This window comes from Nostoc sp., assembly GCF_036917575.1.
Lineage (GTDB): Bacteria > Cyanobacteriota > Cyanobacteriia > Cyanobacteriales > Nostocaceae > Nostoc.
In genome coordinates, this window is record NZ_JBALDC010000004.1 from 92699 (window position 1) to 115391 (window position 22693).

At 40.6% G+C, this 22693-nt stretch carries 16 protein-coding genes and 1 pseudogene; 12 read left to right on the forward strand and 5 right to left on the reverse strand.

Annotated elements, in window-relative coordinates:
• Positions 1 to 282: 282 nt before the first annotated feature.
• Entirely contained in the window at positions 283 to 2802 is a 2520-nt protein-coding gene (gene priA, locus V7K79_RS00595; protein ID WP_335043708.1) for a primosomal protein N', read from the reverse strand.
• An 808-nt stretch (positions 2803 to 3610) separates the two neighbouring features.
• Between priA and V7K79_RS00600 the strand changes: the two genes are divergently transcribed.
• The 5 genes from V7K79_RS00600 (at position 3611) to V7K79_RS00620 (ending at position 8375) form a co-directional block, all read left to right on the forward strand.
• Entirely contained in the window at positions 3611 to 4780 is a 1170-nt protein-coding gene (locus V7K79_RS00600) for an RpoD/SigA family RNA polymerase sigma factor (protein WP_335043709.1), read from the forward strand.
• 164 nt (positions 4781 to 4944) lie between these two features.
• Positions 4945 to 5439 carry a GNAT family N-acetyltransferase gene (locus V7K79_RS00605; protein ID WP_335043799.1) on the forward strand — a complete coding sequence of 165 codons (495 nt, stop codon included), beginning with the start codon at positions 4945 to 4947 and terminating at the stop codon, positions 5437 to 5439.
• A gap of 363 nt (positions 5440 to 5802) precedes the next feature.
• Positions 5803 to 6138, forward strand: coding sequence for a cytochrome c6 PetJ (gene petJ, locus V7K79_RS00610; protein WP_335043801.1), 336 nt, complete (start codon positions 5803 to 5805; stop codon positions 6136 to 6138).
• Between the two features lie 176 nt (positions 6139 to 6314).
• Positions 6315 to 7238, forward strand: a complete 924-nt coding sequence (locus V7K79_RS00615) for a tetratricopeptide repeat protein (protein ID WP_335043711.1) — start codon at positions 6315 to 6317, stop codon at positions 7236 to 7238.
• Between the two features lie 672 nt (positions 7239 to 7910).
• Entirely contained in the window at positions 7911 to 8375 is a 465-nt protein-coding gene (locus V7K79_RS00620; RefSeq protein WP_335043713.1) for a hypothetical protein, read from the forward strand.
• Between the two features lie 166 nt (positions 8376 to 8541).
• On the opposite strand, the gene V7K79_RS00625 is transcribed toward V7K79_RS00620, so the two are convergent.
• Entirely contained in the window at positions 8542 to 9204 is a 663-nt protein-coding gene (locus tag V7K79_RS00625) for a cadmium resistance transporter (protein ID WP_335043715.1), read from the reverse strand.
• 236 nt (positions 9205 to 9440) lie between these two features.
• Here V7K79_RS00625 and V7K79_RS00630 point away from each other — a divergent pair, with 236 nt between their 5' ends.
• The 3 genes from V7K79_RS00630 to V7K79_RS00640 all read left to right on the forward strand — a co-directional run bounded on the left by V7K79_RS00630 (position 9441) and on the right by V7K79_RS00640 (position 12059).
• A complete protein-coding gene (locus V7K79_RS00630; RefSeq protein ID WP_335043717.1) occupies positions 9441 to 10022 on the forward strand; it encodes a hypothetical protein in 582 nt (193 codons plus the stop codon).
• Positions 10023 to 10072: 50 nt separating this feature from the next.
• Positions 10073 to 11203: a hypothetical protein gene (locus V7K79_RS00635; protein WP_335043720.1), complete on the forward strand. Its 1131-nt coding sequence runs from the start codon at positions 10073 to 10075 to the stop codon at positions 11201 to 11203.
• Positions 11204 to 11372: 169 nt separating this feature from the next.
• Positions 11373 to 12059 carry a cadmium resistance transporter gene (locus V7K79_RS00640; protein ID WP_335043722.1) on the forward strand — a complete coding sequence of 229 codons (687 nt, stop codon included), beginning with the start codon at positions 11373 to 11375 and terminating at the stop codon, positions 12057 to 12059.
• Between the two features lie 259 nt (positions 12060 to 12318).
• Here the strand turns inward: V7K79_RS00640 and V7K79_RS00645 are convergent, their stop codons facing one another.
• Entirely contained in the window at positions 12319 to 12666 is a 348-nt protein-coding gene (locus V7K79_RS00645; protein WP_335043724.1) for a hypothetical protein, read from the reverse strand.
• A gap of 440 nt (positions 12667 to 13106) precedes the next feature.
• Positions 13107 to 14024, reverse strand: coding sequence for a metallophosphoesterase family protein (locus tag V7K79_RS00650; RefSeq protein ID WP_335043725.1), 918 nt, complete (start codon positions 14022 to 14024; stop codon positions 13107 to 13109).
• Positions 14025 to 14155: 131 nt separating this feature from the next.
• On the opposite strand from V7K79_RS00650, the gene V7K79_RS00655 reads away from it, so the two are divergent.
• On the forward strand, positions 14156 to 15037 hold the full coding sequence (locus tag V7K79_RS00655) for a hypothetical protein (protein WP_335043727.1): 882 nt from the start codon (positions 14156 to 14158) through the stop codon (positions 15035 to 15037).
• Positions 15038 to 15081: 44 nt separating this feature from the next.
• Positions 15082 to 15912 (forward strand): ATP-grasp domain-containing protein, encoded by an 831-nt coding sequence (locus V7K79_RS00660; RefSeq protein WP_335043729.1) that lies wholly within the window; start codon positions 15082 to 15084, stop codon positions 15910 to 15912.
• Positions 15913 to 15923: 11 nt separating this feature from the next.
• Here the strand turns inward: V7K79_RS00660 and V7K79_RS00665 are convergent.
• Positions 15924 to 17257 (reverse strand): annotated as a pseudogene (locus tag V7K79_RS00665) (GAF domain-containing protein); the annotation flags it as partial.
• A gap of 96 nt (positions 17258 to 17353) precedes the next feature.
• Here V7K79_RS00665 and cobN point away from each other — a divergent pair.
• A complete protein-coding gene (cobN, locus tag V7K79_RS00670; protein WP_335043731.1) occupies positions 17354 to 21526 on the forward strand; it encodes a cobaltochelatase subunit CobN in 4173 nt (1390 codons plus the stop codon).
• Positions 21527 to 21535: 9 nt separating this feature from the next.
• Positions 21536 to 22666: a peptidoglycan-binding domain-containing protein gene (locus V7K79_RS00675; RefSeq protein WP_335043733.1), complete on the forward strand. Its 1131-nt coding sequence runs from the start codon at positions 21536 to 21538 to the stop codon at positions 22664 to 22666.
• The last annotated feature ends 27 nt before the right edge of the window (positions 22667 to 22693 follow it).

The window sequence follows — 22693 nt, forward strand, 5'->3', positions numbered from 1 at the left end:
GAACAAAACCCAATATTTTATCCTTATTTATGTTAGGTTTCGCTGTTGTTAAACCCAACTTACATTGATAGATTTTATTAATAAGTAATTACCCTAACATGATGTAACTTTAACAGCAAAATCATGAAAAAGTTTTTCAATATGTATGCATTAACTTTAGTAATAAGATGATATTTTGATTTACTCATCTATCTGAGGGCGGATTATGTATATGTTAACTCAATCACCAAATAAATCAGGTTTATTTATGAGTACGCTACTGGGTAGATTATTAGTTTAGGATTACATAATATTAATCGGGTCTACATCAATAGTTAAACTTACAGACGAAGGACAAAGCGATCGCACTTCTTCCCAATCTGGTAATTGTGGTAAGGCATCGGGGGCAAATTTGATTAATATCTGCCAGCGATAACGATTAGCTACTCGTAAAATACTCGCTGGTGCTGGGCCTAATATCTCAAATTCTTCTTCTGTACTCAAGGCTGTAGCAATAACTTGCGCCGTATTTTGGACTTGAATGGGGTCAAGACTACTTAAGCGCAACAAAATTAACCGCCCATAAGGAGGATAATTGAGTGCTTGGCGTTGTTCTAATTCCGCTTGAGAGAATGAATGGTAATCGTGCGATCGCACTGCTGCAATTACCTGATGCTCTGTAGTATAAGTCTGCACAATCACTCTACCCGGATCTTCACCTCTACCGGCACGTCCAGCTACTTGCGTCAAGGTTTGAAATGCTCGTTCGCTGGCGCGATAATCTGATAAATTTAGCAATCCATCGGCGGCGACAACCCCCACAAGTGTCACCTGTGGTAAATCCAAACCTTTGGTAAGCATTTGCGTACCGACTAATAAATCTGCTTCGCCGTTGGCAAACTGCGTAAGTAGGGTACGATGTGAACCTTTGTTACGGGTGGTATCGCTATCAAAACGAATCAAGCGCAACTGTGGAAACTGTCGCGCTAGTTCTTGCGTAACCCGTTGAGTACCGCTACCGAAAAATTTCAAGTAAGGAGAACTACAATCAGGACAAAATTTGGGGTGCGATCGCGCATAGTTACAGTAATGACACCGCAATAATTCCGGCGCTTTTTCTTCGGTATGGTGATATGCCAGCGACACATCACAGTGCGGACATTCCAATACATATCCACAACTGCGACAAGAGACAAAAGTACTGTGTCCCCGGCGATGGATAAATAAAATTCCCTGTTGTTTTCTTTCTTGCAACTCTTGCAAAGCTGTTTGCAGCGATCTACTAAATATAGAACGATTTCCCTGCTGCAACTCTTGCCGCATATCGACAATTTCCACCGGCGGTAAAGGGCGGGAATTAATGCGTTCAGGCAAACTTAAATAACAACTCCTGCCCCCTGCTCCCTGCCTCCCCACGCTTACCCAAGTTTCCAACGAAGGCGTAGCTGAACCCAACACCAAGGGGCAATTTTCTAATTCGGCTCGCCATTGGGCAACGGTGCGGGCGTGGTAGGTGGGTATAGGAGAATCTTGTTTAAAGCTGCTATCGTGTTCTTCATCTAAAATAATTAAACCCAAGTTGGGCAAAGGGGCAAAAACGGCGCTACGAGTACCAATAACAACTTGGGGTTCTCCCGTAAGCATTTGTCGCCAAGTATCGTAACGTTCACCGTCTGAGAGGGCGCTGTGATAAACGCTGACTTTATTACCAAAACGGGCGCGAAAACGATCGGTTAGCTGGGGTGTAAGTCCAATTTCTGGGACTAAGACAAGGGCGGATTTACCTTGATTGAAGAGAGGTGCGATCGCTTGCAAATATACTTCGGTTTTTCCTGAACCTGTCACCCCATGCAACAATACTTCAGCAAATGTATCTAATGTCTGGATTGTTTCTAAAGCGCTAGCTTGAGCAACGGTTAAAGATTTAGCGCCATCACCTAGTAAAGTTGGGCCTTTTTCAGTTCGCAATACTTCCCGTTCTTCAACAACGATGTAACCCTTTTGTGCCAACGTCTTGATAATAGAAGAACTAGCGTTGCAAATTTGCAGTAATTCATTTTGCCACAACTCTCCACCACGCCGCCGTAGCACTTCTAAAATCTCTCGTTGGCGAGTAGTTAAGTCATCGTCAATTGTACCTGTAAGCGTAACTGCTTTTTGCAACTTTGGTCGAGTTAGTCGCGGCGGTTCTAAGTAGCTTTCTACTAAACCAAATCGCAATAACTCCCGAATTCCCCGATAAGCAGATTTGACTTTTTGTTGAAGGTAAACAAAACTATAATCTCCGGCTGGCTGTCCTTGCAAAAGTTCCCAAACTTGGCGTGCAGTCGGAGTCAAAAAAGCTAAAGGATCGGCAGATGCCAGTAAATAATTACTCCCCCCTGTTCCCCTGCCTCCAACCAGACGGATACGACGCTGCGATCGCCCCAGTAACCCTGGTGGCAGAGCAACCCGGATTACTTGAATTAGGGGCGTATAGTAATATGCAGCAACTCGGTTGAGTAATTCCCAATAAGCACTTGGGAAAAATCCAACACTGACTATATCTTCTACTTCCCGAATTTTTTCTGGTGGTAAATCGATATTTGGTTGTGCCAGTAATCGAATCGCGATCGCTCCCAATTGTTGCGCCCCAAATGGCACGCTCAAAATATCCCCTGGTTTGATTTCTAACTGGGCTGGCAATCGATAAGTAAATAGTCCTGTACTTCCTGGACAGTCTACCAATACTTCAACCCACCGATTCAACGTTGCACTTAACTGGTATGATTCACTCGCTTGTGCCACCACTAAAGGAGATAATTTTATGTCATTAATATACATATTTGCTGACTTGATAATTAAATCTTTTCCTCACAACATAGCTGGTCAAAATCAACCTAGCTAACTAAACTTTAGTTTTTCGCTTTCTTAAATTTAAATGGTATTTATCAATACTGTTATTCTTCATAATACTTGATAATTTTCCTCTTATGTAATCTACTAGACAAATTCGTATCAACTATATATGCAATAAATATTTGGTGTCCACTATACAAATAAAAGCATGTCGGCTATTGCTGCAACAGTTGCTCTATCTACTAAATATGGAGTAGCCTTTTTCCACCTAGCGGTAGATATTAAACTATTTCTGTATATGAGATGCTTTTATACAAAGTAAGATTATCCCAAAATTAAGCTGCCTCTCTTATGATTTGGATCATGTAGGTAACTTTAAATCAAATCAGGAATGCGTAAATCCATTAGTAAGTTTTCCTTTTATACACTGAACTCCAGCGTTTAAGACATTCTAAATATTTAGAAAGATATATGAAAGTTTAAAAGATTTGGATGAGGAACTGGAATTTTTATATTTGTTAAGGTTGAGAAAGTTTGAGGGGGGTTTGACATATTTGATAATTTAGAAAAAAATGAAGAATATATCTGTTGGGAATCTAAGAAAAAAGCTTTATTGGGTGCTAAGGTCAGTTTCGTTATAGTTGTATATAACTGTAACCTATAGGTAGTAGGTAGATGCCGATTTTTATTTCTGTAGACAAATTAGCATCAGCCTATATTTCGCTATTTTTTACGGGTGCATCGTCCATTAGGGAAGACTACCAAGCCTCAAACGAGTAGGTGTAAATAAATTATGTACCAAACAAAGCAACAATCCCTAAAGGAAAATATGAATATTGTTGAATTGGGAAAAATGGAAATACTGGAGAATGCTGCTGATATCGAAGAACCATCACTCGATAGTTTAAATGCAGTGGTAGAAGAATCTCCAATTGTAGTAGAAAATCTGGAATCAGACGAACGCGATGGAGATGATATGGCGGCGGCTCGTCCTTCGGGATACAACAAAACCGAACATGATGATGCTGTCGGCGCATTTTTTAAGGAAATGGCGCGTTATCCGCTCTTAAAAGCTGATGAAGAAGTAGAGTTAGCGCGGCGAGTCAGGTTCTTAGAGGAAGTCAGAGAAATACAAGCGGCTTTAGAGTTAAAACTCGAACATGAACCCAGCAAACTAGAAGTAGCTTCCGAGCTAGAATTGACGGAAAAGCAACTAGAAAATCGCTTGTATCAAGGGAGAGTCGCGAAACGCAAAATGATTCGCTCGAACTTGAGATTGGTAGTGTCTATTGCTAAACGATATTTAAATCGGGGAGTGCCTTTTTTGGATTTAATCCAAGAAGGAGCTATGGGTTTAAATCGCGCTACAGAAAAATTTGATCCCGATAAAGGATATAAGTTTTCTACTTACGCTTATTGGTGGATTAGACAAGCAATTACCAGAGCTATAGCTAATGATGCGCGGACAATTCGGCTACCGATTCATATTGTTGAAAAGCTTAACAAGCTAAAAAAAGCTCAACGAGAACTCAAACAAAAACTCTGTCGTAATCCTACCGAAGGTGAAATGGCAGAATATTTGGAGATTAGCGTGCAACAACTACGCCAGCTACAACAGCTACGGCGACAAGCACTTTCTCTCAACCACCGTGTTGGTAAAGAAGAAGACACGGAATTGATGGATTTGTTAGAAGATGAAGATAACTTGTCTCCTGAAGCAAAAATGAATGAAAACATGATGCGTCAAGAGATTTGGGAAGTCTTAGGAGACGTGTTAACTCCACGAGAGAAAGATGTGATTTCTCTGCGTTATGGTTTGACAACCAGCGAACCATGTACCTTAGAAGAAGTTGGCAATATGTTCAATCTTTCTCGTGAGCGAGTGCGTCAAATTCAAAGCAAAGCCATGCGGAAATTGCGCCGTCCTCATATAGCAAAACGCTTAAAAGGTTGGTTAATTTAACTACATTGCTCAAGATAGAGATGCAATTCCTAACTTAATTAGCTTTGCAATTCGCAAAAATCAGGCGTTTTGTAGTTTTTTTCAGCTCTTGATTTAGTCAATACTTAAAATAAATTGCCCAGTTACCTATAGACTATGGACTATAAACTATGGACTATAGACTAATGACTTCGGGTAGCGATTTGATTGTGCGTTTTGCTGAACCAGCCGATTGCAGCGTACTGTTTAAATTAATTGAGGGACTTGCAGAATATGAAAAATTATCTCACGCGATCGCTGGTAATGCTCTAGCACTTCAAGAGCATTTGTTTGGTTCGCGGAGGTATGTAGAAGCAATATTAGCAGAATCTGCGAGTCAAGCTGTTGGTTTTGCGCTATTTTTTCATAATTATTCAACATTTCTGACTAAACCAGGAATTTATCTGGAAGATTTATTTGTTTTACCAGAATATCGCAGGCAAGGTATTGGTAAGGCTCTTCTGACTAAAGTAGCTCAGATAGCTGTAGAACGTGATTGTGGACGATTAGAGTGGAGTGTTTTAGATTGGAACGAGTCAGCCCAAGCATTCTACCGTAGGATGGGAGCATCTATATTAGATGATTGGCGAATTTGTCGCGTCACAGAAGATATGCTTACTCAATTAAGTTCTGTCAAATAAAAAACAAAGGATGAATTATAAAAGATGAATGAGGACAATTTTCATCTTTAATATTTCATCCTTAAATTTTAATGATTTTATTGATTGCATATTTAAAATAAGATATATTTGAATTTTTATCGTCAGTATGAATGTACATTTTTGCAATTAAGCAAGCAATGGAATTTTGAAGAGTAGCACATTCTTATTACATCTCATTTTGTGCTAATAAATTTATATCTAAAATCGTTCAAATTCAAAATCAAAAAAATTTATTTAATCAAGCAAAGTTTGACAGCTTGTCTTTTGACTATGGCAGCGGCTCAACTCACAATTATGGAGGACATTGCACCGAATAAGCCGTTATTGCAGAGAGAACACGAAATGAAAAAAATGATTACAGTCATGCTGTTAGGCATAGCAATCTTCATCTTTGCCTTCAGTCATCCAGCTTTGGCGGCAGATGCTGCTAGTGGAGTTAAAGTATTTAGTGCTAATTGTGCCTCTTGTCATGCGGGAGGAAAAAATCTGGTTAAAGCTGATAAAAGCCTGAAAAAGGACGCTTTAGAAAAGTACGGTTTGTATTCAGCAGAGGCAATTATTGCGCAGGTTACAAATGGTAAAAATGCCATGCCTGCCTTCGGCAAACGTTTGAAGCCTGAACAAATTGAAAATGTAGCGGCTTATGTGCTTTCACAAGCAGATAAGGAATGGAAGTAAACCAAAATCTGACTTAAAAAATTAACAATTAGCGGGGCTTTTTGTCCCGCTAATTTTAGAGTCGCCGCAATTATAAAACAGGATACATATACCAATTTGGGATTTTGGATTAAGAGTCTTTACAAAAAGATTGCTCCAAAAATATCAAACAATACTATCTATCCTAATTTTGTATTATGACTGATTTCTGGCAATTAATTTTCAGTATAATTATTGCTTTACCCCTGAATTTTTTGACTTTACCTGCACATTCTTCACCCATTTTCATTACCCAAATTACAGCGATTGATTTCTTAGAGTTGGGTGTAGATAAGATGCAGCGCGGTGATTATCAGGAAGCAATAAAGAATTTCAACCAGGTAATCGCACTTGAGAAAGATTTTGCTGTGGCTTATAGCGATCGCTGTTTGGCTTATCTGCAATTACAAGATTACCATCAAGCTGTTACAGATTGTACTCAAGCCATAAATTTTGCACCTAATAACTTTGAAGCTTATCTGAATCGAGGAGTAGCACACTATAGACAAGGGGATTATTCAGCTGCCATTGTCGATCATAATCAAGCTGTTGCACTTAAACCCTACGATTTTCGAGCTTACTACAACCGAGGGCTAGCCCGTGCTAAGGATGGGAAAGATTCAGAAGCGATTCTTGACTTTAATTTAGCCTTAACTCAAATTCCCCGAATCAGCAGCTTACTGCTTGCAGATATTTATAATGACCGAGGTTTAGCGCATTTTGTCTTGCAAGATATCCAAGCTGCGATGCTCGATTTTAATTTAGCAATTCGTCTCAATGTTAACGATTATAGAGCGTACTTTAACCGAGGTTGTGCTTGCGGACAAAATGGAGATGATTTTAGTGCAGTGCGTGATTTTTCTGAAGTTATTAGACTGAACCCAAGTAATGCTCAGGCTTACGTTAATCGGGGAGTAGCTCAGTATCGTTTAGGATATCATTTAGGAGCTATATCTGATTTACAAAAAGCATCTGAGTACTTTGAAAACCAAGGAAAAAAAGTTGCTTACAAAAAAACTCTAGATTTACTCAAAAATCTGCGACAGCAAATTTCGTCTGTAACGGAAATTGCCCTTTTCTAAAACTGTCAGGGTTATGCAGGGTTCCCACCAGCTTGAAAAATCTGTGGTAAGTTACTCCGATCGCGTTCTCTGCAAGCTGGAATATTTTTTCTCTCACTTTCTCTTTGGATTGCTTCTTCCCAATTTCATCCCAATGGGCACTGGTATAGCAGGAGGCAGGAGGCAGGAGGCAGAAGGCAGGAGGCAGGAGGTAAAACATTACTGTTCCTAACATCCAGGCTTTTAAGATGTCCTAACCTTTAATTCGCTTGCTATATAAGCTTCTGTCATTTTATTTAATTAAGTTTATTCTCAAGTTTATTGAGAAGTTAATTTCATATCTCTTCTGATTGTTTGATGATGTCAGAATTTACCTACGTATGACCAAGAAGACGCATAAAGAGAAAATGCCCCTCCTCTTCAAGCCTTCCCGATTCACTTTGACAAAAAACGGTACATTTGTTATCAAGCAAATAAGTAGCACAAATATTTAGATAATTTGTGTATGGTAGGTAATAGACTTCTTGCAGAATTAGGGAAAAGGGTAAGGGGGAAAGGGAAAAGGAATAAAAAACCTTTCCCCTTTAACCTTTCCCCTTTTCCCACCTCTTGCAAAAGTAGCTTTTGCAAGAGGTCTAATGTAATGGCAATTAACACTGTATCGTGACAATGCTCTCACTTGGAGCCACATTTATGGGCGAAGCCAAACGACGTAAACAAGAAGACCCGGCATGGGGTATGAGCTTTGAGGCTTGGGGGAAACTATTCCAACCCAATGTCAAAACTTACGTGACACAATATGGTTTACAAGTCTGCGATTTTCAGGATCTATATAAAGATATGATGTGGTATCATCATCGCATCAAGTTAGCTGTTGAAAGACGTGCTGAGGGATTATCAATATTTGCTGTCAAAAACTATGTCTGCCACGCCCTTGATACTCGTTTGAAGTGCTTTCTACCTCTAGAAAAATGCGATCGCTTTGCAGAGTCTGGGTATCGACAATGGATGACTGCTGCTTGGGTTGACTTAGGTAGAGAAAAAGACGGAATTTACATTTTTGGTCGTCATACTCCTGAGTTTGTGGGATGGGTCTACCATCACGAACCAACGCTTAACGGTCTTTATAGTTTTGCAACTCCACACCCAGAACTTTAGCACTGGCGAATTGGCAATACTCATGTAGAGTCGCTGCGCCATCGCCTTTTGGGAACTTCCAAAAAATAAATTATGCCATGATAAATAATGATAATCATTCCAATAGTTGAAGAGACTACCATTGGCAGCCTCTTCAACCCGTTTTGTAGTAATTACTGAATATTGATTAACTTCTTACCCAAGGTAGTAAAGTGAATGTACCTCGTTCATACATAATGAACAGACCCAAGCCAATTAATACAAAAGGTACAATAGCGTTACCGTAGCGACTTAAAATATCAGCAATAGTAGGTTGACGGCTTAAAAAATAAGCGATCGCACACCAAACTCCTACCATGACAAAAAATATACTTAGAATTACTCCTAAGCTGGCAAGGTCATGACCAGCGAATAAGGGAATATATATACTAATATTGTCACCGCCATTAGCAATCGTTACTGCTGCAACTTTATAGGTTTGGGGTTGCAAAATACTCAAAATAAAAGACAATACTGGGTTAATAGCTGTAGACTCTCTAAAATCACTACTGACTGTATGAACTGTTCTAGTTTCTTCTTTTCTAGATACTAATTGTTGAATACCAATAGCTATTGGTAACAATCCTAGCAATCCTATCCATTCTCGCTGTACAACCAATCCCCCAAAAAATCCTGGTAAGCTAGCAATGATAATGGCTGTGAAACCCAGATATTGACCGAGAAAAATATGCCGTCGTCGAAAGTTAACATCTACCTGTGAGAAAAATATTAACAAGATAATGATGTCATCTATGTTAGTGGCGATGAAGGCAATTATTCCTTCACTGAAGGCTGTCCCTAGCTGACTCATGCTGGATTTTTAGAACCTACAATTTATCACCATACCAAATTCACTAATTCGTAATTATTTAGTTTAAGTCCTCCACCAAATTATATTTGTTGGTGGTATAGAAGAAATTTAGGGTCTAAATTAACAACTAATTCAATTACGAATTACGAATTATAAATTACGAATTATTTTAACCTTCTGGCACAACTAAGCTTTAAAATGACAAAGTAATTATTCTCATAAAGAAGATTTTGTCAATGCCTAGACTTACGATTCCACCTAATTTCATCGGTACTTCCGGTATCGATACTTTAGCCGCAGAAGAGTCAAATGCATCTGTGGCAATTGGTATTGATATTTTAAATGGAGGTGTGATTAATACGTTTTCAGGAAATGACACTATTACTGGTACTGGTAAGCCTAGCACTGGTAAGCCTAAGAAACCTGTTACTGGCATCGGCATTAATAACAGTGGCACTCTCAATGCGGGGGATGGAAGTGACATTATTACTGGCATCGGTACTGGTTTGAAATTTAACCCACTGACATCAACAACAGTAGTAGTCTCAATACAGGGAATGGAATTGGCATTAGCAACAGTGGTAGTTTTTATGCTGGAAACGGAAATGACACTATCACTGGCACTAGTACTCGCGTTACTCCAATCGGCATCAGCAACAGTGGTAGTTTTGATGCAGGGAACGGAAATGACACTATCACTGGTACTGGCATTGCTGCCATTGTCAATTTTTTTGGTAGACGCGATGCTCTTAAAGACCGTAAAGGCGATACTGGAACCGGCATCAGCAACAGTGGTAGTTTTGATGCAGGGAACGTAAATGACACTATCACTGGCATTGGTACTGGTGGTAATGGTAGCACTGGCGGCTTGCAGGGAGGCGATAATTTTAAACGTGGCGACGGCGGTAGTGGAACCGGCATCAGCAACAGTGGCAGTTTTAATGCAGGGAACGGAAATGACACTATCACAGGCATTGGTACTGGTGGTAATGGTAGCCAAAGTACTGTCACTTTTGCCTCTAGCTATAGTGACGGTACTTCCTCCGACTCCGGTACATTCACAGGCGAAAGCGGCGACGGCGGTACTGGAATCGGCATCAGCAACAGTGGCAGTTTTGATATCGGGGACGGAAATGACACTATCACTGGTACTGGTACTGGTGGTACTGGTGGTATTGCTGATAACCAAGGTCTTGCCGAGGGCACTACTAGTAATTACAGCATCACAGACGAAAGCGGCGACGGCGGCGCTGGAATCGGCATTAGTAACAGTGATAAACTAAATACTGGCAAAGGAGAAGATACGCTCGTTGGCACTGGTAATTCTGGCAGCAAAGGCAAATATATAATTTACCCTATTAGCGTTGACAGCCAGAACAAGAACATCGAAGACGCCATCATCACACAACCGAGCAAAAGCAGCATCGGCATTACTACCATCGGCATCCAGAACATTAAAAAAGCTATTATCACAACTGGTGAAAACAAGGATACGATTAAAGGTTCTGCAACCAGCTTAGAAGCAAACATTCTAGCCTATGGCATTTTCAATGACGGCATCATTGATACTGGTAATGACAATGACATCCTCACTGGACAAGCAACAACCACAATTGGTGGTATTGCCTATGGGATTTATGGACAAGGAATCATCAGAACTGGCGATGGGAATGACAAAGTTACCGCTACCAGTAATATCGATAAAGTTCAACAAAAAGTTACTATCGGTGGCGGTATCCGCTTTGAACTAGGGACTGGAAATGACTACTTCAAAGGCTTCGGGTCTGCAATTGTTGATGGAGGGAATGGTTTTGACACCCTTGATGTGAGCGCTTTCAAGCGTTCTGAAGTTAGTGTATCTGGTATTATTTCTGACAATAGTCTAAACCCTGCCAACATTACCTTCAACAATAATGCAAACCTGATTACTCTTTCGACGACTGGCTTCGAGAATTTTATCTTTGCAGATGGCTCTTTCTCCTACAGCAGTTTGACTTAAAACGTGATTTACCACAATTAAATTGTATACAGAGTGTATACAATTTAATTGTGAGTAAAGTTATGTAGTTTCTGCTTTTGATGCCTTGCTCAATAATTAGTTAAAATAGCTGACCGCAGGGTAAGATGCTCCCCAATACGTAAAAGCATGTCTATGTTTCTCTTAAAATATGAACGAGTTAGTTACTGCAATTACTACAGGGTCAATTGCGTTCATTGCCACTAACATTGATGATATTGTCATTCTATTATTGTTTTTTTCTCAAATAAATGCTAACTTTCGCCCCCGACATATAGTTACTGGTCAGTTTCTAGGTTTTACGGTTTTGTTAATTCTTAGTCTTCCTGGTTTATTTGGTGGGTTAGTTTTATCAAAAAACTGGATTGGATTACTTGGGCTACTACCATTGTCTATAGGTATCAGTAGCTTAGTGAATTGGGAAGAAGATTCATCAAAAGAAGTTGTAGCTGAAACAGAAGAAACTGAAGCATCAACAATTATTAGTTTTTTTTCTCCCCAAGCTTATAGTGTGGCAGCCGTTACAATTGCCAATGGTAGCGATAATATTAGTGTCTACGTGCCTTTATTTGCTAGTAGCAACTTAGAGACTTTTTTAGTAATTGTTGGATTATTTTTCCTATTGTTAGGAGTTTGGTGCTACGCTGCATCCAAATTAACTAATAACAGAGTCATAGCTGATGTATTAACTCGCTATGTTAGTAATCTTGTACCTTTTGTTCTTATCGGATTAGGCGCTTTTATTGTATTAAAAAGTGAAGCTTTAAGTCCAATCAAGTTAGCTGCTAGTTGTTGCTGTTTAGCAGTTTTGGTAAAAAATGATGTTGCTAGCCATTAACAACAAATAATTTAGGAGCAGAATTGAAGATGCTTTGTTTGCGGTTAGTAGTTAAAGGATGTCTGAGAAGTATCAAATATTGGTTTATCCCCCCTCATCCCCTTAAAAAAGGAAGAATAAGAGCCTTAAAATCCCCCTTTTTAATGAGGATTTAGGGGATCTCTAAGCGTTCAGTGTATACAAAAAACTTTTCAGATATCCTCTTAGAATTCAGCTTTTGACAGGATTCAAAACAATACCTGTAAAAAAGCCATCACTTTCATTCGCATTCCTTAGAGGAGCGATTTCTAACAGGAAGGGGCAATGTCTTTTGAAATTCCTTAGTTGCCTCAATATAAGCTTGATTTATATTTATATGCTGCTGTACTGCCTCTATAAACACTTCTGTTGAGCCATCTTCTGCTAATTTTTTCGTCAAATCTTTGGCTTTCTGCGCTTGCTTCTGGATACTTTCTCCGCAATCTTCAATGCATTTACCTTGTTGGGAACTAGTTTGGTCATCTGTTTGTAAACTTTCACCCAACTCTTTTACTCCTTTGCCTTGCTCAAGTAATTCCTGAGCATGTTTTTGTGCTGCTTGTATAGTCTTCTGGGAAACTTTATGCATAATATTAATCCATGTATTGCAATTTAATTGAAATAATTTTAATCCAAAGTGATTTTGTTTACTAATCTCTATTAATTAAGGAGCGATCGCTACAATTAAAAATTGTATGACTTGTTAAAAACTTACTAATCTATCATTCGACAGATTAGAGCTTTTTTGAAAGCAGCTTCAAAATCTGGTTCTAGACTAGGTTTAATATGAAGCATCATGTACTACAGGTTTTTCTAGCTTTTGACTCTTTTTAATGTGCTTCATCGGTTGAGAATTTCCTTCCGCCGAATGAGTATATCTGCTTTAACTATTTAATTGAAACATATATCTATATTTTACATACAGAATGACATTTAATCTGTTAACTTTTATCAAATCATTGAACTCCAGCGTCAAATTACCGATTCCACGGAAAGATTACATTTTCAAGCACTTGAATTTCATAATAATTATGTTGATTTCAACTGAATAATGCCTTTATCAAAAAGGCGATTATCAGTAGCGATCGCACTTATTTCTATTCTATCTTTATACACTTCATAAGAGGCAAAACTTAAATCACTCGTCGAATATCCTGTCCACTCAGAACGCCCTACAGGACGATTACCTGCACCTGCACCACAAATTAAGTAAGTTGTCCCATCAATAGCACGAGTACGTTCATAACTATGTTCGTGACCATTGATGTAAAGTTGAACGCCGTATTTTTTAAATAGAGGAGTAAAAGTTTCAATAAAATCTGGATTACTCCCATACTGACCCGATGAATAAATCGGATGATGACCAAACACTACTTTCCAAGGAGCATTACTTAGACTTAATTCTTTTTCTAACCAAGGTAGCTGGTTTTTCCAATCAGCATTACTGTTAGTATCTAAAGCAAAAAATTGTACAGTTCCACGGCGAAATGTATAGTAACGTCCCTTCATATTAAAGCCAGCATACTTGACTTGTGGATCGCCATTGGCAGTACGAATATCGTGATTACCTAAACAAGCCTGAAATTTCACGCCTTGCTTGAGTAAACCTTGATAGGGACGCTCAAAAACTGCATTAATTTTCTCAATTTCGCCGTTATTGTAAATGTTGTCTCCAGCTAAAACGACTAAATCATAAAAATTTTTCTGATGATATGCATTCATTGCTCTAGCCACAGCATACTGTCCTTTAGCCCCAGTTCCCGTATCTGCTACGGACACAAAACGTAATAACAAGTCTTTTTTGGCTGGGTTGGCGGCTATAGCTGTTGTTGAATCACTAATATCAGCACTTTGATGATTTTGATGAGCAAACATCCAGCTTAAAAATCCTGTACTGATGGCGCTGATGCTACTTAAAAATACAAATTGACGGCGTTTGAGTTTCATAAGTCACCAAATTTAATAAATAGTCATAGCGGAAACAATGGCAATGAAATGATACATTAAGGCAAAAGAAGGCAGCAACAGTAATAATGTACGTTGTTTGTCTTTGATTCGCTGCTTTTGGTGAAAGTTCCATGTCACAAGACAATCAGTCAAAACCGACGGATGAGCAGATAACTCAACCTCCCCAAAAACCTTACCAGAGAGTTCAGCCATTTTGGAAGGCTCAAATTATCCAACTTCTCCAAGGGACGATTGGGGTTTTAGAAGTAACGGTGGAAAAACTAGAGACAGTACCCCCACCTGGTACTGAGGAAAAACCTGGTTTTTTTCAGCAGCTTCAGTTGTGGTGGGGTGGATTGTTAAGGACAATCCGCTTATTTTTACCATCAAATTTGTCAACAAAGTTATCAGATACAGCTTTGACGGGAATTGTAACTGGAATTGCTGTAATTCTTGTTTGGACAACTACAACTATCTTTACTGGTAAACCTACGGAAGTAGCAACTGTTCCCCCAGTTGAAGAGGTTCCGATACAAACACCAACGGTAACTACTCCACCGGAGTCAGTCGCACCAGAACCACAGCCACTAAAGGAAATTACACCGCCGCCAGAAGTACAAACTACCCCACCAACGCCAGAACTAGAACCAATTCCTACGCCAACACCAATCCCAACACCAACGCTGACACCAATCATAGAATTGACACCCGAACAAGCTTTGATTGCGGCTATTGAAAATCAGGTAGTCGAAATTAGCGATCGCATTGCCTCTGGTCTGATAAAGTCAATTCAAGCCAACTTCCGTACAAGTAATTTGACTGTCAAAATTAGTGATGATTGGTACACTCTCAATGAATCTCAGCAAGACGAACTAGCTGCAAAGATATTACAACGCTCTCAAGAACTTGATTTTACTCATTTAGAAGTTATCGATTCTCAAAATAGTCTGATAGCTCGTAATCCGGTTGTTGGGACTGAGATAGTAATTTTTAAACGCCAAACAACAAGTTAAAATAATTCGTAATTTTTAATTTAGACGTTTAACTTTAAGTATTTATGTTAGACAACGTTTCCCTATTGCTCAAAGCTTGTGAAAACTTAAATATCAGCTATGAAATTCTTCATCCATCTGAAAACTTAATCAAAATAAAATTGAATAGTAAACAGCATTATTTTTGTAACTATAGTACTCCGTTACTTAATCAAGCAGTAGCACACCTTGTCAAAGACAAAGAATACACTTATCAGGTTTTAAATAAAAAAATTAAACTTCCTCGGACAGTAGGTTTTATTTCCCCTTTTTGTGATACTCGATATAAGATTTACTTAAAATTTCCAACTATTCAAGATATCGTATTAGAAATTAAAGAAAATTTTGAAATACCAGTGATTATTAAAAGGAATTCTGGCGCGGGTGGGCATAATGTCTTTTTATGTGAAAATATAGATGAAATTGAAACCGCTTTAACAGAAATTTTTAATATTAATCAAAAGTATGATTACGTCGCTCTTGCTCAAGAATTTATTCACATCAAATCTGAATATAGAGCGGTTTTCTTAAATAAAGAGTTAGTTTTGCTTTATGAAAAAGATATAACTGATGCCAAGTTTGTCGGTAATCTCAGTCCTTTACACTGGGATGGTGCGAAAGCCAAATATATCAACGATCCACAAATACTATCAGATATTGCTAATTTTGCTCAACCAGTTTTCCAAGAGTTAGACCTTGATTATGGTGGTTTTGATATCGTGTTAGATCGAGATAATCAATATTGGTTAATTGAAATCAACTCTCATCCAAATTTTAGCCTTTTTATTAGAGACAATGGAGAAGAGTCTGTGTTGAAAATATTTGAAAAAATGCTAATTAGCCTAGCCTCAAATTAAAGAAACAGATAAGCAGCTTCGGCGGCTAAAAGAGCATCACGCAGAGCCATTGTGCGCTCAATAACTCGTTGTTCGAGATTTTGTTTTTCTTGGGTGAGCGTTTGCATTAACTCAGCTTGGTGAATAGCGATCGCTAATTGTTCTGCGATCGCAACCAGCAAATTTTTTTCGCTATCATTCCACTGATATGGGCGATCGCACTGATGAGCAATCAGCAATCCCCACAGTTTGTCCTCAAACATAATCGGTGCAGCCAACTTAGCCCTAACTTGGCATTCCCTTAAAAAATTCAACAAACACTCTTCCAAAGCATAAGTTTTTTCGACATCATCCACAGCTAAAGTAAAGCCTTGGCGATACTTCTCCCAACACTGAGAGGTGCGGATAAAGCAATTTTTTTCCGTGTAATTCAATACCGATGTAATAGCATCTGTAGCACGGGCTTCATGGACAATATAACCTCCATACTTTTGGTAGTCTCTTAGTAGAGGTTGATTATTGACTGATGTAAAAGGCGAGTGTTTACCGTTGTTTTCGTGTATAGAAAAATTTATTTCAACAGATTCCCTAACTGATAGTTCCATATCTGTTGGTAGTGCTGTTTCATTCAGGGGAATAGTCTCAGAATCATCTTGTTGAGCCTTAACTTGGGAACCTGCAAATTTATAGATTACTAATCTGTCTAATTCTAGAAACTCACGTACCTGTGTAATTGCCGTTGCCATAATCACGGGTAAATCTAGGCTTTTGCGGATCTGCGTTGTTACCTGATTTAATAGCCGCTCTTGGGAAATCTGTTTTTTTAAAGCATCTTCCACTGGTTGACAGATATAAGCTGCCGGCCCAATTGGGCTTGGATCTGCTATTATTTCTTGGTTTGGCTGAGTTAGGAGATATTCTAATAACAATAGCGAGAATTGACTTTGGAGCGTAGCATCATTCGGTCTAATAATTTGCCGATAGCCTTGGAGATTTTGGTAAGTATAAGAATCGCACTCAAACAAGTCTCTCAATTGGTAGATAAAAGAAGCGATCGCCTCCAAATTAAACGTTAACTGAGCATTGAGTGCTGAGTAAATTTCTTGCTCCTCTGTTCCCTTGCTCCCCTCCTCCCCTCCTCCTCAAAGTTTCCTACCAAGAGCGCACTAAGCTGCTCAAAAACTACTAGCGTAAAACTTTGCCTTTGCCACTCTACAGGTGTAAAATTCCGCACTAGCACAGCTTCAGTCAGTACTATAGCCGCACTTTCCACCGTTTGAGCCATCTGTTCTAACAACTCCCCAAGCTGATTAAATACAACAATAGGCAAGGTTCGAGAAAAGCTCAAACCAGGAGAACTAAGCATTTTCAGTTATTTTGGTAAAAAGGGGCTGAATCCAGGGAAAAAAAGTTTGTTTTGATTATCTACTAACCAACAATTTTAAAACGGTAAGACAGGATTATGCATCGTACAAGTAGCACATCGGGTGGATGGAATCAGTCAGAGGGTTTAATTTTTCTAGAACAAACTCCAGCGCCTTTCGTGTTGATTACGGCTGCTGATACAGATATTCAAACCTTGGCGGCTGCGGTGGCAAAATTACCTCCAAGCTTTCCGGCATTAAGAGTTGCCAACCTGTTGCAGTTACAGCAACAATTAAGTATAGATACTTATGGAGAGCAAGTTTTAGAACTTGCCCAAGTAATTATTTTGCGCCTACTAGGAGGACGCTCTTATTGGGGTTATGGCTTAGAAGTAGTGCAAGAAATTGTGCAACGTAATGGTAGAACCCTTATTGTAATGCCAGGGGATGACGCTTTTGATCCCGATTTAATTTCCCAGTCTACCGTGCCCTTGGGTGTTGTTAACCAGGTATGGCAGTATTTTAGCGAAGGTGGCGTAGAAAATTTCGTTAATGCTCTGCAATTTATCTCCGATAGTTGCTTATTAACTGCGTATAATCCCCCGCCACCGAGGCCAATTGGGCGTGTGGGATTATATGAGTGGGGAGTGAAGGAGCAGGGGAGCAGACGGGTAGAAGAACTCCGTTCATCCACCTCAGATACTCGTTCATCCACCTCGGAACTCTGTTCATCCACCTTTGAACTGGATGAATCCACCTCGGAACTTTGTTCATCCACCTCAGAACCTCAAATCTCCCAATCCCCAATCCCCAAAATTGGCATCCTTTTCTACCGCGCTCATTATTTAGCGGGAAACACTAAAGTAATTGATGCTTTATGCGAAGCTTTGGTACAGAAAAATTTACAACCAGTGCCAGTGTTTGTTTCCTCATTGCGCGAACCAGATGTACAAGTTGAGTTGAGTGAATTTTTCCAACCCAAAGAAGCTGAATCAATAGCCGTGCTGCTAAATACCACCAGTTTTTCTCTAGCACGCTTGGAAAGCGAAACACCCCAAACCGACCTGTGGCAAAAATTAGATGTGCCTGTATTGCAGGTGATCCTCAGTGGCGGCTCAATTGAGCAGTGGGAGTCACAATTTCAAGGGCTTTCTCCCCGCGATATTGGGATGAATGTGGCGCTACCAGAAGTAGATGGGCGGATTATTACTCGTGCTGTGTCTTTTAAAGCATTACAAACTCGTAATCCCCATTTAGAGACAGATGTGGTAATTTATGAACCAGTGAGCGATCGCATCGAGTTCGTTGCTAAACTAGCAGCAAATTGGGCGCGTTTACGTTCCAAACCACCCCAGGAACGGCGAATTGCCCTAATTTTGGCAAACTACCCCAACCGCAATGGCCGCCTCGCCAATGGTGTGGGACTGGACACCCCAGCTAGTTGTGTAGAAATCCTGCAAGCTTTACATCAAGCTGGGTATGAAGTAGAAAATCCACCTGCTCAAGGAGACGAGTTGATTCAACGGCTGACAGATGGTGTAACTAACGATCCGGAAGGTAGAGAATGGCTTCCGGTACACCAAAGTGTTTCTTGGGAAGAATATCAAGAATATTTCGCTTCATTACCGCCAGCAGTGCAACAAGGTATTAGTGAACGTTGGGGACTGGGGAATAGGGACTGGGGAATAGGGACTGGGGACTGGGGACTGGGGACTGGGGAAAAAGAAAACAGGGGAGACGAAAGTAATACCAAATACTCAATACCTAATCCCCAATCCCCAATTCCCAATCCCCAATCCCCAATTCCCGTTCCCGGAATTCAACTCGGCAACATTTTCGTGGGAATTCAGCCAGCAAGGGGTTATGATAATGACCCCAGTTTGAATTATCATGCACCGGATTTAGAACCAACTCATGCTTATTTAGCTTTCTATTATTGGGTCAGAGAAACTTTTGGTGCTGATGCTGTAGTTCATGTAGGAAAACACGGAAATCTAGAATGGCTACCGGGTAAAAGTGTGGCTTTATCGAGCAATTGTTATCCAGAAGTGGCTTTTGGCGCACTTCCCCATCTCTACCCATTTATTGTCAATGATCCTGGTGAAGGTTCCCAAGCCAAACGTCGCGCTCAAGCGGTGATTATAGATCACCTCACGCCGCCGATGACTCGTGCGGAACTCTACGGTTCTTTGCAACAGTTAGAAAATTTGATTGATGAATATTACGAAGCAGATAGTTTAGATCCTTCGCGTTTGCCAGTGATTCGCGATCGCATCCACGAACTGATAATCAAAGAAAATCTCCATCTAGATTTAGGAATCGCAAATGAAACAGAAATTTTTAATTCTGAATCTTTAATTTTGAATTCCATCGGTGGCTATCTTTGTGAATTAAAAGAAGCCCAAATCCGCGATGGCTTGCACATTTTTGGGCAATGTCCCCAAGGACGGCAACTAAGGGATTTAATAGTAGCGATCGCTCGCATACCCAATCGCCATTCTTCAGGTATTACCCGCGCCATAGCTCAAGATTGGGGTTTAGACTTCGATCCCCTCACAGCCGATTTGTCAATGCCTAGCGGTGAATACTCAATAGTCAATGGCACAGAATGCCGCACCTTCGGCGATATCGTCGAAGTCCTAGAAGAACACGCCGCCCTCCTAGTAGAAAAACTAATAAATCAGGACTCAGAATTCAGAATTCAGAATTCAGAATTTAGAAATCAGGAATCTTGTACAGACGCGATGAATCGCGTATCTACCTGGATACGCGATCGCCTACTTCCAGCTTTACAAAAAACCCCCGAAGAAATCACCCATTTACTACACGGACTCGATGGTGGGTATGTCCCCAGCGCTCCATCTGGTGCACCCACCCGCGGCCGCCCCGAAGTTCTCCCAACAGGGAAAAACTTTTATTCTGTCGATATTCGCGCCATTCCCACAGAGACAGCTTGGGATATCGGCAGAAAAGCTGCTGAAACCCTCGTGGAATATTACACTCAAGAGCATGGTGAATATCCCAAAACACTAGGCTTATCAATGTGGGGCACAGCTACCATGAGAACTGGCGGTGATGATATAGCTGAAGCCTTGGCTTTACTTGGAGTTCAACCTGTATGGGATGGTGCAGCACGGCGAGTAGTGGATTTTGAAATTTTGCCCCTAGCGATTTTAGGGCGTCCCCGTGTAGATGTCACCTTGAGAATTTCGGGATTCTTCCGTGATGCTTTTCCCAACTTAATTGACTTATTCGATCAAGCAGTATCAGCAGTGGCAGACTTGGATGAACCGCCAGAACAAAATCCCCTAGCAGATGCAGTTCGCCAAGAAACTGATTTGTGGACAAGCCAAGGATTAACTTTAGAAGCAGCCGTGGTGCGATCGCGCTATCGCATCTTTGGTTCTCGTCCAGGTGCTTACGGCGCAGGACTCCAAGGTTTAATCGAATCGCAAAACTGGACAGACGACCAAGATTTAGCCCGCGCCTACATTAACTGGAGTTCTTACGCCTATTCTTCGGGAGCGGGGGCAGGGGAGCAGGGGAGCAGAGGAGCAGGGGAGGCAGGGGGAGCAGGGGGAGCAAGGGAGGATAAAATTTCCCCCCAATTTCCAGTCCCCAGTCCCCAATCCTCAGTCCCCAGTCCCCATTACCCCTTATCCCCAGAGGGGGCCCCACCTTCCCCAGTCCTTAATCCCGAAGCCTTCGAGCAACGCTTGGCGCAAATGCAAATTGTCCTGCACAATCAAGATAACCGCGAACACGACCTACTCGATTCTGATGATTATTACCAATTTCAGGGTGGTTTAACAGTGGCGGTGCGTTCTCTACAGGGAAAAAATCCCCAAACTTATTTTGGTGATAATTCTACACCCGCCCAACCACGCATTCGTCAACTGAAAGCAGAAATTGCACGAGTCTATCGTTCTCGCGTAGTTAATCCCAAGTGGATTGCAGGAGTTATGCGCCACGGTTACAAAGGAGCTTTTGAAATGGCGGCGACGGTAGATTATCTATTCGCCTACGATGCAACAGCTAAATGTGTCGAAGATTACATGTATCAAGGCATAGTGGAAGCTTATTTACTCGATCCAGTTGTTGTAGAATTTATTCAGCAAAAGAACCCTTACGCACTGCGTGATATTGCTGAAAAATTATTAGAAGCACACAAGCGCAATTTATGGGAGGATGTAAATATAGGAACATTAGAAGCTTTGAGAAACTTGGTACATCAAGCTGAAGCAGTTATCGAAGAAAAATCAATGGTGTAGGAAAAAAATATGGAGAATCTTGCGTATTTGCACCTAGCTTTCGCCTACGAAGACAGTACACCCAGTGAATTGGTCTCCCTTAGTTCTTTGTTTAAGGACGCAGCTGCACCAGACTGGAAAAGGCTTTCAGGTAGAGCTTGGAAGTATATGTTGCCCCTTGCTCTGTCTTTATCTATTCTTGGCGCTGTCAGCAGCGTCATGGCACTAGAAAAAGGCGATCAAGGCCCTTCTGTGAGAAATCTACAACAAAACTTGAAAACAGCAGGTTTTTACCAAGCTTCTGTTACCCAAGTATATGACGCATCTACACAAGAAGCTGTGCGGCGCTTCCAAAAGGCCGCTGGTTTACCAGTGGACGGCATTGTTGGAGGAAATACTCTGCAAAAATTAGAAAATTGGCAAGCGAAAAAGCCCACAACTGTCGCTACACAAGCTAAAAAAACTACTGCTGTAAGCGCACAAGCTAAAAAGCCTAGCACCACTAATTTAGCCACTAGCAAGCGATCAAATCCCAACTATCTTGCAAAGGGAGATGAAGGTGAAGATGTCAGAGCTTTGCAAGAACGGTTAAGAATCGCAGGCTTTTATTACGGAAACGCCACAGGCATATTTGGCCCGATTACTGAAGAATCTGTCAAACGGTTCCAAGATTCTTACAAATTAAGCGTTGATGGAATTGCAGGCCCAGCAACATTCAGTAAATTGCCAGGAGTTGGCATCGGTGATGGAGAAGAGGCTCCCAAAAAGGTAGTCAATCGAGACAAACTTCGTGTAGGCGATCGCGGTGAGCCAGTTAGAGTTGTTCAAGAACAATTGATCCAGGCAGGATATTTAGAGGGAGAGCCAAATGGCTACTATGGACCCTATACTGCTGATGCTGTCAAGAGATTTCAGTCAGCTAATTTCTTAACAGCAAGTGGTGTTGCTGGCCCAACTACACGAGCTAAGTTATATAGCTCAGTTAATACTACTAGCAAAAGCGAATTTAATACCTTAGAAATTCAAACCCGACTACGGGAGCGGGGTTTTTATAAAGGCAAGTTGAATGGTGTGATGGCTGATGACACCAAAAAAGCGATTAAACAAGCCCAGGAATTCTATGGCATCAGTCTCAAGGATCTTAAGAGCGGACGCTTTTGACATCCGCTTTGGTGTTTTTAGTATCAC